The following is a 12,844-nucleotide window of genomic DNA, read 5'->3' as shown; positions in this document are numbered from 1 at the left end:
GTCAGAGCACGCCGATCAGTTGCACTTCGAAGCTCACCGGCTGCCCCGCCAGCGGATGGTTGAAGTCGAAGCGCACCGCCGTCTCGTGGGCTTCGATCACCGCGCCGGCGTAGCTGCCGCTGCCGTCGGGCGTGGGGAACTGCACCACGTCGCCCACCGCGTATTGCTCGTCCGGATCGCCCATCTGCGCGAGCAGCTTGCGCGCGACCCACTGCTGCATCTCGGGATTGCGCTCGCCGAAGGCTTCGCCGGGTGGAAGCTCGAAGGTCGCGCGCGTGCCCTCGGGCAGGCCGATCAGCCGCTGCTCGACGGCCGGCGAGAGTTCGCCGGTGCCCAGCGAGAGCGTGGCCGGCTTGTCGCCGAACGTGTTGATGATGTCGCCCGCCGGGCCGGCCAGCCGGTAGTGCAGCGTGAGGAAGGAACCGGGCGCCACGATGGCGCCTGAAGGAGTGGAGGACACGGTCGGGATGGCTTTAGACTGGGGCCTGTATTTTAGGGAGGGGGCCAAGAGCCCATGCAAGTCATGTCTTTCACCGATCTTCCCCTCGACGCGCGACCGCGCGAAAAACTCATACTCAAGGGCCCCGCCGCGCTCGCCGACGTCGAGCTGCTGGCGCTGCTGCTGCGCACCGGCATCCCCGGCAAGAACGTGCTGCAGTTCGCACAGGAGCTGCTCGACAGCTTCGGCGGGCTGAGCGGCCTGCTCCATGCCGGGGTGGACGACCTGAAGCGAATCAAGGGCCTGGGCGGCAGCGCCAAGCGCGGCAACCTGGCGGCCGTGCTGGAGCTGGCGCGGCGCACCATGGCCCAGCGCCTGAAAGACCGGGAGCTGTTCGAATCGCCCGAAGCCGTCAAGCAATACGTGCAGCTTCACCTGGCGGCCAAGCCGCACGAAGTCTTCGCCGCGCTCTTTCTTGATGCGCAGCTGCGTCTGATCGCCCTCGAGGAGCTTTTCCGCGGCACCCTGACGCAGACCAGCGTCTACCCGCGCGAAGTCGTGATGCGCGCCCTGCACCACCACGCCGCGGCCGTGATCCTCGCGCACAACCATCCGAGCGGGTGCGTCGAGCCCTCGCGCGCCGACGAGGCGCTGACCCACACGCTTCGCACCGCGCTGGCGCTGGTCGATGTGCGGGTGCTGGACCATGTGATCGTCGCCCCGGGCCAAGCCTTGTCGATGGCCGCGCGCGGCCTGATCTGAGCGCTGCGCCGAGGACGTATCCTCCGGCGACAAGCCGATGCCAAGCAAACACAAAGCCCTCAAGAGCCTCGCCGAGCTCAAAGGCGTGCAGAAGACCCTGGCCGAGCAGCGCCAGCGCGAAGCCGCCGAAGCAGCCGCATCCGCCGCGGCCGAGAAGAAGCGTGCCGCGGACCAGGACCTGTTCTCACGCGCCATCGGCATCACGCAGCCGCTGCGCAGCCGGCCCGCTGTCCCGCTGGCACCCGAGCCGCCGCCGCCGATCGCGGTGCAGCAGCAACTTGACGAGCAACGCGTGCTTCACGAAGCGCTCAGCGATGAATTCGATGCGACGACGCTGCTGGACATCGACGACGCCCTGAGCTTCCGCAGGCCCGGCATCGGCCCGGACGTCACGCGCAAATTGCGCAAGGGCGGCTGGACCATCCAGGGCGAGATCGATCTGCATGGCCTGCGCCGCGACGAGGCGCGCGAGGCGCTCGCTGCCTTCCTGCGCGATGCGACCCGGCGCGGCTGGCGCTGCGTGCGCGTGGTGCACGGCAAGGGCCTGGGCTCGCCCGGCAAGACACCGGTGCTCAAGGGCAAGGTGCAGAGCTGGCTGATGCAGAAGGACGAGGTGCTTGCCTTCGTGCAGGCGCGCGCTGATGAAGGGGGCGCGGGGGCGGTGGTGGTTTTGCTGCGGCCTGGGCGTGCGGGCGCGGCCATGCCGTAAGCGCGGGAACTGCGGGCGCATCAGGACGGCCCGGCTCATGTCCGTGCCCGGCCGCTTGCGCACGGTCGCCCGGAGACAACCCGCAGCCCCGATCAGGTGGGTGAATTCCTCATCCAGTCCGCCGTCTGGAAGAACGACGCGCGCAGCCGCTCCCGAAGCTTCTCGTCGACACCCACTTCACCCATCGCCTGGTCCATGCATGCGAGCCACTGATCGCGCTCCTTGATGCCGATGGAGTGCCCCCCGATGCTCTGCGGCAGGTGCCGCGCCCGCAGCATCGGATGCCCGAAGCGATCGGTGTAGTGCTGCGGCCCGCCCAGCCAGCCGCAGAGAAACCAGAACAGCCGCTGGCGCGCGTTGTCGAGCGACGCTCCGTGCACCGCGCGCAGCTGCGCATAGGCCGGCTCCAGCTCCATCAGGTCGTAGAAGCGCTCGACCAGCGCGTGCACCTTCTCTTCGCCGCCGATCCACTCGAAGGGTGTGTCGAAAGTGGGCTTTTCCTGCATTTGCATGACGCCAGTATGCATATGTGAAAGCGCAATTTCGCCGCCCGGGCTTTGTACCTGCGAAGCCACGGAGCGTGCGATGGCGCTGCTCGAGCGCGTCGGCCTGGCCAACAAGGCCGATGCCTTTCCGTCCGAGCTCTCGGGCGGACAGCAGCAGCGCGTGGCAATCGCGCGGGCGCTGGCCATGCACCCCCCGCTGATGCTCTTCGACGAGCCGACCAGCGCGCTCGACCCCGAAATGGTCGGCGAAGCGCTGCTGGTCATGCGCGACCTCACGCGCGAGGGCATGACCATGGTGGTCGTGACCCACGAGATGGGCTTTGCGCGCGACGTTGCCGATCGCGTGCTCTTCATGGATGCCGGCCGCGTGCTGGAGCGCGCGACCCCCGACGACTTCTTCAACCGGCCGCAACACCCGCGCGCGCACCAGTTTCTTGCCGACATCCGCACGCTCTTCGCCCATGCCGTTTGATACGCTGCCCAGGATGAACGCCTTGAACCCTTCTTTGCCCGTGATCGACATCGCGCCGCTGGTGGCACGGGCACCGGGGCAGGCTGAAGTCGCTGCGCAGATCGGCAGGGCCTGCCGTGCGCACGGGTTCTTCTATGTCAGCGGCCATGGTGTCGACCCTGGGCTGACTCGGCGCCTCGAAGACCTGAGCCGCGCCTTCTTCGCGCTCCCCGAGGCCACCAAGATGCAGTGGCGCATGGAACTGGGCGGGCGCGCCTGGCGCGGCTACTTTCCGACCGGCGGCGAGCTCACCTCGGGCCGCCCCGACTGGAAAGAAGGGCTGTACCTCGGCACCGAACTGCCCGAGGACGATCCGCTGGTGCTGGCGCGCACGCCCGTGCACGGCCGCAACCTCTTCCCCGACGTCCCCGGCTTCAGGCAGACCATCCTCGACTACATGGCCGCGGCCACGCAGCTGGGCCATCAGCTGATGGAAGGCATCGCGCTGAGCCTGGGCCTCGAAGCCACGTACTTTGCCGAGCGCTACACGGCCGACCCGCTCATCCTGTTTCGTCTCTTCAACTACCCGGCGCAGCCGGTGCCGGAGGGCCTCGATGTCGCCTGGGGCGTGGGCGAGCACACCGACTACGGCTTGCTCACCGTCCTGCGCCAGGACGACATCGGCGGCCTGCAGGTGCGCACCGGCAAGGGCTGGATCGACGCCACGCCCATCCCCGACGCCTTCGTGATCAACATCGGCGACATGCTGGACCGCATGACCGGCGGCCTCTACCGCTCGACGCCGCACCGCGTGTTGCGCAACACCTCGGGCCGCGACCGGCTGTCCTTTCCCCTCTTCTTCGACCCCAACTTCCACGCGCGCGTGAAGCCCATCGAAGGCCTGCCCCGGCCTGCCGTGGTCGACGACAGCGCCACGCGCTGGGACCATGCCAACGTGCATGCCTTCGACGGCATCTACGGCGATTACCTGCTCGCCAAGGTGGCCAAGGTGTTCCCGCAGCTGGGCGGAGCCGTGCTGCCGGGCTGATCTCATTGCCTGCCTCAATGATCCTTATTGAGGCTTTATATGCCGTAGCTCGCCGCATGGTGTAGATTGCAGTGGCGCCGCTGCCGCCGGTAGCGACGGTTCCACTTGCATGCCTAGCCAATCCGAGGAGACAGCCATGGACTTGAAAGGATCGAGAACCGAGCAGAACCTGAAGGACGCCTTTGCAGGCGAATCCCAGGCCAACAGACGCTACCTCTACTTCGCGAACAAGGCCGACGTCGAAGGCCAGAACGATGTCGCAGCGCTGTTCCGCTCCACCGCCGAAGGCGAAACCGGCCATGCGCACGGCCATCTGGAATTCCTCGAGCACGGGTCGGGCGACCCGGCGACCGGCCTGCCGATCGGGGACAGCCGGCTGAACCTCAAGGCAGCCGTCGCTGGCGAGACCCACGAGTACACCGACATGTACCCGGGCATGGCCAAGCAGGCCCGCGAAGAGGGTTTCGACGAGATCGCCAACTGGTTCGAGACGCTGGCCAAGGCCGAGCGCTCGCACGCCAACCGCTACACCAAGGCGCTCGAGGCGCTGGTCGACTGAGGCGCCCACGCGGGCGCTGCGCGGGCGGGCTTCCTGCACCGGCTCCCCACCCGCTGACGCCGCGCGCCACGCCACGGCTATCCCATGACGAATCGAGAAGGCAATCTCGAGGCGCCGACGCGCCACCCGGTGGACTGGAAGAACCCCGAGTTCTACGACCAGGCCGCGTGCGAGCGCGAGATGACACGCATCTTCGACATCTGCCACGGATGCCGTCGCTGCGTGAGCCTGTGCCAGGCCTTCCCGAATCTGTTCGACCTGGTCGACGCGACCGAGGATGGCGAGGTCCACGGCGTCGACCCGAGGCACTACGGCAGCGTGGTCGACCAGTGCTACCTGTGCGACCTCTGCTACATGACCAAGTGCCCCTACGTGCCGCCGCATCCGTGGAACGTCGACTTCCCGCACACCATGCTGCGCGCCAAGGCCATCAAGTTCAGGAACGGCGGGGTCGCCGGCGGCGAGAAGCTGCTTGCCTCCACCGATGTGCACGGCCAGCTTGCCGGCATACCTGTGGTCGTGCAGGCGGTCAACGCGCTCAACCGCACGAAACCCATGCGCAAGCTGCTCGACAGCGCCCTGCATGTGCATCCCGATGCGTGGCTGCCCGACCTTGCCACCCAGCGCTTCCGCTGGAGCGCCCCCAAGGACGACGACGCGCAGCCGGTGGTCGACGGCGAGCGCACGCCCGGCAAGGTCGCGATCTTCTCGACCTGCTACGTGAACTACAACGAGCCCGGCATCGGCTTCGACCTGATCAAGGTGCTGCGCCACAACGGCATCCCGTACATCGTCGTCTCGAAGGAAAGCTGCTGCGGCATGCCCAAGTTCGAGCTCGGCGACCTGGAAGGCGTGGCGAAGCACAAGGAGGCCAACATCCCCGTGCTGGCGAAGTACGCGAAGGACGGATTCGCCATCCTCACGGCCATCCCGTCCTGCACGCTGATGTTCAAGCAGGAGCTGCCGCTGCTCTTCCCCGACGACGCGGACGTGAAGCTGGTGCAGCAGGCCATGTTCGATCCTTTCGAGTACCTGGTGGCGCGCCACAAGGACGGCCTGCTCAAGACCGACTTCAAGACGCCGCTGGGCAGGCTCAGCTACCACATCCCCTGCCATGGCCGGGTGCAGAAGATCGGCCGCAAGACCGAGGAGATGTTTAAGCTGATCGGCCAGACCGTGCCGGTGCAGCTCAACACGGTGGAGCGCTGCTCGGGACACGCCGGCACCTACGGCGTGAAGAGCGCCTACCACGCGGTGGCGATGAAGATCGGCAAACCGGTGTTCAAGGCCATGGCCAAGAACGAGCCCGACTACATCAGCTCCGACTGCGCACTGGCCGGCCACCACATCGCGCAGGGCATGGCGCAGGACGGGCTGCCAGCGGCGAAGCTGCAGCACCCGTTGAGCCTCGTGCGCATGGCCTATGGCCTGGAGTAGCGACGATGACCATCACGCCGGACACCCTGATGACGCTGGAGGCCTACGCGAAGATCCGCAAGTCGAGCGCTCCGGAATTCATCGCCCACCGCAAGCTGCGCACGGTCCGCCTGGGCGAGCATGTGAGCGTGCAGTTCGAGGACGAAACCACCATCCGCCGCCAGATCCAGGAAATGCTGCACATCGAGAAGATCTTCGAGGAAGACGGCATCCGCGGCGAGATCGAGGCCTACCTGCCGCTGGTGCCCGATGGCAGCAACTGGAAAGCGACCATGCTGATCGAGTACACCGACGTGCACGAGCGCAAGCGCGAGCTTGCGCGGCTGATCGGCGTGGCGGAGCGCATGTTCGTCGAAGTCGAGGGCCATGGGCGCGTCTACGCCATTGCCGATGAAGACCTGGGCCGCGAGACCGCGGAGAAGACGTCGGCGGTGCACTTCCTGCGCTTCGAGTTCGACGACGCGGCGCGTGCGGCAGTGCGGGCGGGCGCGCAGGTCAAGCTGGGCTGCGACCACACGAACTATCCGGCGATGACGGTGATCGCGCCGGAAACGCTGGCCAACCTGGCGGGCGACCTGGGAGGCTGAGCTGGCGACCGCGCTCGCCGTTCAGCCCGGCGCCGCAATCTGCACGAGCGTTCCGGTCCTGCAGGCTTGCGCGATTGCGATTGCGGTCTCGAGCGAACGCACGCCGTCCTCGCCGGTAGCGGCAGGGCTCCCCCGGCCTGCCATCGCCTCGCAGAAGCGCCGCACGCCGATCGTGTAGAGCCCCTCGTGCTCGACCGGTACCGCGCGCTCTCCCTGCGCGTCGCGCAACAGCACCTCACCCCCCGCTCGCACGATCATCACGTTGCGCGCGACGATGGAACCGCTCTCGCCATGCACTTCGAAGCCCGTGTCCGCATGGCGCACCGTGTAGGCCGCGTGGATCTGCGCCAGCACGCCGTTGTCCATCCGCAGGACCGCCATCACGCCATCTTCCACGCCGTTCTGCGACAGGAAACCGGCCTGCGCCATGCCGACCGCCGCCACCGGCTCCGCGGCCAGCGCGAAGCGCAGTGTGTCGGCGGCATGCACGCCGATGTCGAAGATCACGCCACCGCCTGCTTCGGGGCTGTGGATGCGCCACCCCTGCACCTGCGGACGCAGGTAAATCGCGTGGAAGACCCGCGCGAAGAGCGGCTTGCCGATGGCGCCTTCCGCAATGAGCTCCCGCACCTTGCGATGCGTGGCGGCATTGCGCAGGTGATGGTTGGTGGCGAAGACCACGCCCGCCTCGCGCGCCGCCGCGACCATGCCTTTCGCGTCGTCCACGGTCATCGCCAGCGGCTTCTCGCACAGCACATGCTTGCCCGCCGCGATGGCGGCCAGCGCCTGGTCGCGGTGCTGCTCGTTGGTGCTGCTGATGTAGACCGCGCGCACAGACGGGTCGGCCAGAAGCGTTTCGATGCGGTCCACGGCGGTCCGGATGCCGTTCTCGTCGGCAAATGCCCGGGCACGCTGCGCGTCGCCGCTCGCGATCGCCACCACGTCGTGGCCCGGCTGCGCGCGCACCGCCGCCAGCATGTGTTCGCGTGCAACGGTGCTGGCGCCAATGAAGCCCCAGCCGGTGAATGTGCTGCTCATGTCGCTCCTGTCTCTAGGATCATCTTCCCCGGATTCATGATGCCCTTCGGATCGAGCGCGCGCTTCACCGCGCGCATCAGGTCCACGCCTTCGCCGTGCTCGGCCACCAGCTGATGCATGCGGTGCAGGCCGATGCCATGCTCGCCTGTGCAGGTCCCGCCGAAGCCGATCGCGCGCATCGCCACGCGCTCGGCCAGCGCCTCGGCCCGCGCGCGCTCGTCCTCGCTCGCCGGATCGAAGACGATGCCGAGATGAAAGTTGCCGTCGCCCACGTGGCCCACCAGGGGCGCAACGAGGCCGCTCGCGGCGACGTCGGCCAGCGTCTGCCCGATGCACTCGACCAGCGCGGCGATCGGCACGCAGGCATCGGTGCCGATCATCCTGCAGCCCGGGCGCAGCGCCAGGTTGGCATAGGTCACGTCATGCCGCGCCTTCCAGAGCCGGCTGCGGTCTTCCGGCCGCTGCGCCCACTCGAAGCCGCGGCCTCCCGCGTCGGCGGCGATCTGCTCCAGCGTCTCGATCTGCTCGCGCACCGCGGCCGGCCCGCCGTGGAACTCGATGAAGAGCGTCGGCAGCGGCTGCATGCCTTCGAGCTTCGAATAGGCGATGCAGGCGGCCATCTGCACGGCGTCCAGCAACTCGATGCGTGCGACCGGGATGCCGACCTGCAGCGTCGCAATCACCGTCTGCACGGCGGCCGACAGGTCGCTGAACTGGCAGACCGCCGCCTGCACCGTCTCGGGCAAGCCCCAGAGGCGCAGCTGGATCTCGGTGATGATGCCCAGCACGCCTTCGCTGCCCACGAAGAGCCGCGTCAGGTCGAGCCCGGCTGCCGTCTTGCGCGCACGCGTGCCGGTGCGCACGATGCGGCCGTCGGCCGTGACGATGGTCAAGCCCAGTACGGCGTCGCGCATCGTGCCGTAGCGCACGGCGGCGGTGCCGGAGGCGCGCGTCGACGCCATGCCGCCGAGGCTCGCGTCGGCGCCGGGATCGATGGGAAAGAAGAGCCCCAGGTCGCGCACGCCGGCGTTCAGCTGCAGCCGCTTCACGCCGGCCTGCACCCGGCAATCCAGCGAATTCGCGCTGACGTCGAGGATGCGGTCCATGCGCGACAGATCGACGCTGAGCCCCCCATGCACCGCCGTCACGTGCGCCTCCAGCGAAGTGCCGGTACCGAAGGGAACGATCGGGATGCCGGCCTCGAAGCAGTGGCGGGCGATGAATGCCACCTCCTCGTTGTCGAGCGGGAACACGACGGCATCGGGCGGGCTGCTGATCGGAACGCCCTCCCCGCCGCCGCCGTGATGGTCGAGTACCGCCGTGGCCACCGACACGCGGTCGCCCAGCCGCTCGCGCAGCGCGGGCAGCAAGGCCTGCACCTTGCGTGCGGTCTCGGTGCGGTCGCGGCGCATCTCCCCGGTCGCGCCGGCCTCAGGCGCCGAGGTAGGTCTGGCGGACATAGTCGTCATGCATCAATCGGGCAGCCGGCCCTTCGAGCGCCACCGCGCCGTTCTCCAGCACGTAGCCATGGTCGGAAATGCCGAGCGCGGCGTAGGCGTTCTGCTCGACGATGAGCACGGTGCGCCCGGTCTGCGCGATGCGCCGGATGTCGGCGAACATCTCGGTCGTGAGCTTGGGCGAAATGCCCATCGACGGTTCGTCCAGCAAGAGCAGCGAAGGGTTCGACATCAGCCCGCGCCCGATCGCGAGCATCTGCTGCTCGCCGCCGGACAGCACGCCGCCCATCATGTGCGCCTTCCTGGAAAGCACCGGGAAGAGCGCGTAGACCTCGTCGAGCGTGCGCGCGACCGCCGCCGGGTCCTTGCGCCGCACGTACGCGCCCACCTCGAGGTTCTCGAGCACGGTGAGTGTCGAGAAGATGCGCCGGCGCTGCGGCACGCAGGCCACGCCCGCCGCGATGATGCCCTCCGTCGAGAGCCCGGCGATCGAGCGGCCCTCGAGCTCGACGGCGCCCTTCGCCGCGCGCAGCCGCCCCATCACCAGGTTGAGCGTGGTCGACTTCCCGGCACCGTTGGCGCCGATGAGCGACACCACCTGGCCCTTGCGCACCGACACGCTGACGCCGAACAGGATCTGCGCCTTGCCGTAGTACGCGTCCGCCGCGCGGATCTCCAGGACCATCGCAGGCATCGCGGGCATCGCGGGCATCGCGGGCATCGCGGGCATCGCGGGCATCGCGGGCATCGCGGGCATCGCGGGCATCGCGGGCATCGCAGGCATCGCAGGCATCGCGGGCATTGCCTCCATCAGAACTTGACCGTCGTCTTCACCACCGGCTGGCCCTTCTGCACCTCGATGATGTTGATCTGGTGGTTGCAGTCGCCGTTGGCCTCGCAGCGGTAGTCGGCCAGCACGCCCTTGTGCGAGATCTTGCCGAAGGCCTCGCGGATCTTCATCGGATCGGTGGAGCCGGCCTGGTTGATCGCCTTGGCGAGAAGCCAGGTCGCGTCGTAGTAAGTGGCGGCATAGAGCTCGGTTTCGGTCTTGGTGCGGGCTTCGTACTTCTTGACGAATTCCTGCACGGCCGGGTCGGGGTTGCCGGGCACGAAGTCGCTCGAGCTCAGCGCCCCTTCCCCGGCATCGGCCGCGAGCTTCACGAACACCGGCTGGCTCAGCGACGTGCTGCCCGCGAACTTCATCGTCAGGCCGAGCTGCTTGGCCTGGCGCACGATGAGCGCGGCTTCGTTGTCGTGCGTCCACATGATCACCAGGCCCACGCCTGCGTCGCGCAGGCGCCCGAGCTGGGCGGAGAAGTCCTTGTCTTCCGGGTTGTGCGACTCGACGCGTACCGGCTTCAGCCCGGCGGCTTCGATCTGCTGGATCACGCGGGCGGCGCCCGCCTTGCCGAAATCGTCGTTGATCGACAGCACGCCCAGCTTGTCGATCTTCAGCGTGTTGCGCGCGTACTCGACCAGCGCCTTGGCCTGCAGGTTGTCGTTGGCACGGTTGCGGATCACCGTCTTGCAGTTGTTGCTGGTCACGGGAACGCCGCTCGCGCCGGTGACCGACACCGCGTTGCCGCAGTAGATCTTCTGCGTGGCGAGCTGCGCGACCGAGAAGTGCGGGCCGACGAAGGCGGTCACCTTGTGCATCTTCACCAGCTTGTTGACGGCGTTGATCGCCACGTTGGGGTTGTCGGCCTGGTCGTCCTCGTAGACCACCTTCAGCGGCTTGCCCAGCACCCCGCCGCCCTTGTTGATCTCTTCCACCGCCAGGTCGACGCCCTGCTTGAAATAGCGGCCGAGGTTGGCGCGCGGCCCGGTCAGCGGGGCCGCTGCGCCGATGGTGACGGCTTCCTGCGCCAGCGCGGGCGCCATGGCCGAGAAGCCCGCGGCGAGCGTGAGGGCCGCGGCGAATGCCGAAGCGAGAGGTCGTTGGCTGATGTTCATAGGGTCTCCGTTCTTGTGGCGGGGCCGTGCATGCCCCAGGGTTTGAATGTGTCGCTTCCTTCAGGCAGAGCGTGCGAGCGCCTCGGCCGCCGGTGCGGTTTCACCGGCCGGCAGTGCCGCGTCATAGCCGGCTCGCTCGCCCAGGTAGGCTTCGATGACTGCGGGGTCCGCCTGGATCTCGGCCGGCGTGCCCTCCGCGATCTTCTCGCCCAGGTTCAGCACGACCACCCGGTCGCACATCGCCATCACGAGCTTGATGCGGTGCTCGACCACCAGCACGGTGGTGCCTTGCGCACGCAGCTTCTGGAGAATGTCGGCCAGTTCCATGACCAGGCCGCCGCGCAAGCCTGCGGCGGGCTCGTCGAGCAGCAGCAAGCGAGGGCGCGTCACCATCGCGCGCGCCAGCTCCACGAGGCGGCTCTGGCCGAAGGAGAGATCGCCCGCGCGGCGGGTCGCCAGGAAGCCGATGCCCATGGCGTCGAGCGCCTCCTGCGCCGCGCTGCGGGCCGCGTCCTCGCTGTCGCCGGACGCGGGCGCACGCCAGGCGAGCATCACGTTCTCGAGCACGGTCATGGAATCCCACAGCCGCACGTTCTGGAAGATGCGCGCGACGCCGCGCGCATGAATGTCCCAGGGCGCAAGCCGCGTGATGTCCTCGCCGTCGAGCAAGACCGTGCCGGCGTCGGCGCGCACGATGCCCGAGCAGGTGTTGATGAAGGTCGACTTGCCCGAACCGTTGGGCCCGATGACCCCGAGGATTTCACCCTCGCGCACATCGAAGTCGATCTTGTCGAGCGCGTACACGCCGCCGAAATGCTTGGCGATGCCGCGCACCTGCATCAGCAGCTTCGCGTCCGCACCCGGCGCGCGCGGGCGCGGGGCGATGGATGCGCGGGGCGCCGCATCGTCCTTCGGCAGCGCCAGCACGCCGCCGGGCTGGCGGCCCTGCTCGATGAGCGGCAGCCAGGGCGCGAGCAGCCAGTCGCCCAGCACGCCGAGGCCGCGCGGCGCCACCAGCAGCACGACCACTACGCCGATCCCGAAGGCCGCCATGTAGTAGGCCTGCAGCTCGCGCAGCGCTTCCGGCAGGATGGTCACCACCGCAGCGCCGAGCACCGTGCCGCCGATCGAGCCGAGGCCGCCGATGACCGTCATCAGCAGCAGCCGGATGCTCTCGGCAATCGGAAAATTGTTCGGCGAGATGAAGCCGTTGACGAGCACGTAGAGGCCACCGGCCAGCGCGCCGAACACGCTGCACAGCACGAAGGACCGGATCTTGGTGCCGCGCGAGTTGACGCCCATCGATTCGGCGGCGAGCTCGTCGTCGCGCACCGCTCGCATCTGCCGCCCCAGCCGGCGGCCGTAAAGGCGCAGCGCGATCGCGTAGACGGCGATCATCGCGAGCAGCAGCGGTAGGTAGAGCTGAAGGTCCAGGTCAGCGCCCAGCGGCGAGAAGAGCGTCGGCGGGGTCACGTCGCGCAGCCCCATCGGGCCGCCGGTGACCTGGTCTTCGTTGAGCACCACCTGGCGGAAGATCTCGTTGAGCGCCAAGGTGACGATCGCGAGGTAGTGGCCCTTGATGCGCATCGCGAGCAGGCCCATCGCGACGCCGACCAGGGCCGCCAGCACCATGGCGCCCGGCAGCGCGATCCACCACGGCATCGCCCAGCGGACGATCGCCAGCCCTGTCGCATAGGCGCCGACGCCCATCAGCGCCGCCTGACCGAGCACGATCTGGCCAGTCATGCCGGTGGCGATGTTGAGGCCGAGCGCGGCGATGGCCGCGATCCAGGTGAGGTTGAGGATGTGGACCCAATAGCTGTTGATGCCGCCCGCCCAGGGCAGCACCGCGAAGCCCAGGACCACGGCGGCGAGCAGCAGTTTGCGTGGCAGCATGT

The 12,844-nt window shown here is 68.3% G+C and carries 13 protein-coding genes and 1 pseudogene; 7 read left to right on the top strand and 7 right to left on the bottom strand.

The window, feature by feature from the left end:
• Position 1: 1 nt before the first annotated feature.
• A complete protein-coding gene (locus tag E5CHR_RS07650; RefSeq protein ID WP_162579124.1) occupies positions 2 to 460 on the bottom strand; it encodes an FKBP-type peptidyl-prolyl cis-trans isomerase in 459 nt (152 codons plus the stop codon).
• 63 nt (positions 461 to 523) lie between these two features.
• Between E5CHR_RS07650 and radC the strand changes: the two genes are divergently transcribed.
• Positions 524 to 1,201 (top strand): RadC family protein, encoded by a 678-nt coding sequence (radC, locus tag E5CHR_RS07645; protein WP_162583620.1) that lies wholly within the window; start codon positions 524 to 526, stop codon positions 1,199 to 1,201.
• 37 nt (positions 1,202 to 1,238) lie between these two features.
• Entirely contained in the window at positions 1,239 to 1,910 is a 672-nt protein-coding gene (locus tag E5CHR_RS07640; protein ID WP_162579123.1) for a Smr/MutS family protein, read from the top strand.
• 92 nt (positions 1,911 to 2,002) lie between these two features.
• Here E5CHR_RS07640 and E5CHR_RS07635 read toward each other — a convergent pair whose 3' ends face one another.
• Entirely contained in the window at positions 2,003 to 2,422 is a 420-nt protein-coding gene (locus tag E5CHR_RS07635; RefSeq protein WP_162579122.1) for a group II truncated hemoglobin, read from the bottom strand.
• A 55-nt stretch (positions 2,423 to 2,477) separates the two neighbouring features.
• Here E5CHR_RS07635 and E5CHR_RS07630 point away from each other — a divergent pair.
• The 5 genes and pseudogenes from E5CHR_RS07630 to E5CHR_RS07610 all read left to right on the top strand — a co-directional run.
• A pseudogene (locus tag E5CHR_RS07630) lies at positions 2,478 to 2,888 on the top strand (amino acid ABC transporter ATP-binding protein); the annotation flags it as partial.
• Between the two features lie 22 nt (positions 2,889 to 2,910).
• The gene (locus E5CHR_RS07625) at positions 2,911 to 3,915 is read left to right on the top strand and encodes an isopenicillin N synthase family dioxygenase (protein ID WP_232061991.1); all 1,005 of its coding nucleotides are present in this window, start codon (positions 2,911 to 2,913) and stop codon (positions 3,913 to 3,915) included.
• 136 nt (positions 3,916 to 4,051) lie between these two features.
• The gene (locus E5CHR_RS07620; RefSeq protein ID WP_068680194.1) at positions 4,052 to 4,474 is read left to right on the top strand and encodes a rubrerythrin family protein; all 423 of its coding nucleotides are present in this window, start codon (positions 4,052 to 4,054) and stop codon (positions 4,472 to 4,474) included.
• An 84-nt stretch (positions 4,475 to 4,558) separates the two neighbouring features.
• Positions 4,559 to 5,911 (top strand): (Fe-S)-binding protein, encoded by a 1,353-nt coding sequence (locus E5CHR_RS07615; protein WP_162579121.1) that lies wholly within the window; start codon positions 4,559 to 4,561, stop codon positions 5,909 to 5,911.
• 5 nt (positions 5,912 to 5,916) lie between these two features.
• A complete protein-coding gene (locus E5CHR_RS07610; RefSeq protein ID WP_162579120.1) occupies positions 5,917 to 6,498 on the top strand; it encodes a DUF3501 family protein in 582 nt (193 codons plus the stop codon).
• Between the two features lie 21 nt (positions 6,499 to 6,519).
• On the opposite strand, the gene E5CHR_RS07605 is transcribed toward E5CHR_RS07610, so the two are convergent.
• Genes E5CHR_RS07605 through E5CHR_RS07585 form a run of 5 tightly spaced genes read right to left on the bottom strand, consistent with a single transcriptional unit; the run spans position 6,520 to position 12,842 of the window.
• Positions 6,520 to 7,536: a Gfo/Idh/MocA family protein gene (locus tag E5CHR_RS07605; protein WP_162579119.1), complete on the bottom strand. Its 1,017-nt coding sequence runs from the start codon at positions 7,534 to 7,536 to the stop codon at positions 6,520 to 6,522.
• Positions 7,533 to 8,948: an FAD-binding oxidoreductase gene (locus E5CHR_RS07600; protein WP_162583618.1), complete on the bottom strand. Its 1,416-nt coding sequence runs from the start codon at positions 8,946 to 8,948 to the stop codon at positions 7,533 to 7,535. Before E5CHR_RS07600 ends, E5CHR_RS07605 begins: the two co-directional genes overlap by 4 nt.
• Positions 8,949 to 8,967: 19 nt before the next feature.
• Positions 8,968 to 9,795, bottom strand: a complete 828-nt coding sequence (locus E5CHR_RS07595; RefSeq protein WP_232061990.1) for an ABC transporter ATP-binding protein — start codon at positions 9,793 to 9,795, stop codon at positions 8,968 to 8,970.
• 8 nt (positions 9,796 to 9,803) lie between these two features.
• The gene (locus E5CHR_RS07590; RefSeq protein WP_162579118.1) at positions 9,804 to 10,946 is read right to left on the bottom strand and encodes an ABC transporter substrate-binding protein; all 1,143 of its coding nucleotides are present in this window, start codon (positions 10,944 to 10,946) and stop codon (positions 9,804 to 9,806) included.
• A gap of 60 nt (positions 10,947 to 11,006) precedes the next feature.
• Entirely contained in the window at positions 11,007 to 12,842 is a 1,836-nt protein-coding gene (locus E5CHR_RS07585) for a branched-chain amino acid ABC transporter ATP-binding protein/permease (RefSeq protein ID WP_162579117.1), read from the bottom strand.
• Positions 12,843 to 12,844: the final 2 nt, after the last annotated feature.

It is taken from the genome of Variovorax sp. PBS-H4 (assembly GCF_901827205.1).
In the GTDB taxonomy this organism is placed as follows: Bacteria; Pseudomonadota; Gammaproteobacteria; order Burkholderiales; family Burkholderiaceae_C; genus Variovorax.
The sequence above is the reverse complement of the archived record's forward strand: the minus strand, read 5'-3'. Positions and strand labels throughout refer to the sequence as shown.